This is a genomic window from Dyadobacter sp. HNCC25DJ184, assembly GCF_056895215.1.
This window is the reverse complement of sequence record NZ_JBXHAQ010000043.1, coordinates 1-979: the sequence shown is the minus strand read 5'-3', so window position 1 is coordinate 979 and position 979 is coordinate 1. Positions and strand designations below refer to the sequence as shown.

Here is a 979-nt window from a genome sequence, read left to right as displayed (position 1 = left end):
TCTTTGGATTGGAGATCAAACAAGGACAAAACTTTTAAATCTGTTGATTTGCTGGGAATAGGGGTGAATGGTTCGTCAAAGTCTCGATATCTCGCGTGAAACTTTAAATTCCTGGGAAATTCGAGTTCTAAATTTCTTTTCACTTCTGGGGATTCCATTTTTAGCAATGAGCGGAATCTAGTTTTCCCTCAATGGACTACTATTGATACGAAGTTGTATCTGTATTCTACAGATTGGCTTGCGATTGAGCCGGGTCAAAATGTTGGATACAAGCTATTGACATTTTTTCCAGCATGCTTCATGGTTAGTCGACCCGTTCGAAGAGTTAACAATATAGCTTTAACAGTTCGACCGCACAACAAACACAAAAAAATCTTTTAGATGAAATTGACAAAAGTTACGGCAGCAAAGCTGCCGCCGGAACTATCACTTCCATACTAAAAATAAAAAGATATTTCGATAGCAGTCTGGCTATATCATTAATAAAATTCTTCCTTTAATTGCTCGAACAACGCATAGATACGATTGGCAAGAAGAAGGCAGTCTGTGTCGAAAAAATGGTTGAAGGTGTTGCTTATTTCATTTCGAACAATGCGTCCGGATTCGTCTGTTAAGACTCCCCGGCAACTCGCCATATCTTGGATAGCTTCCCACTCTTCAAACAGTTGATCGGAAAAATAGCGCGACTCGATTATCTTGAAATAGGCAGCTTTTGAGACAAGCCTCTCTTTCAATTTACCGGATTCCGTAGCTTCTTTTAATTCATCGACTAGTTTGGATAGCTCGATGTAAGCGAAAATATTGGATTTCTTCATAATGGAGAGTAAATCATGAAACGTCGTAATACTAATGGAGTCGTGCATCGAATTAGTTGCACGTCCTGGTGTGCGAATTTACACTTTTATATCTTAGTGTAAACAAGCTTTAAGTTGATTTTTGTTACAATAACTAAATATTTTCAAAAACCTTAATGAACGCC

The 979-nt window shown here is 38.0% G+C and carries 1 protein-coding gene; it reads right to left on the bottom strand.

The window, feature by feature from the left end; genetic code table 11:
* Window positions 1-479: 479 nt before the first annotated feature.
* Window positions 480-815, bottom strand: a complete 336-nt coding sequence (locus AC1XUD_RS26525) for a hypothetical protein (protein ID WP_483364072.1) — start codon at window positions 813-815, stop codon at window positions 480-482.
* Window positions 816-979: the final 164 nt, after the last annotated feature.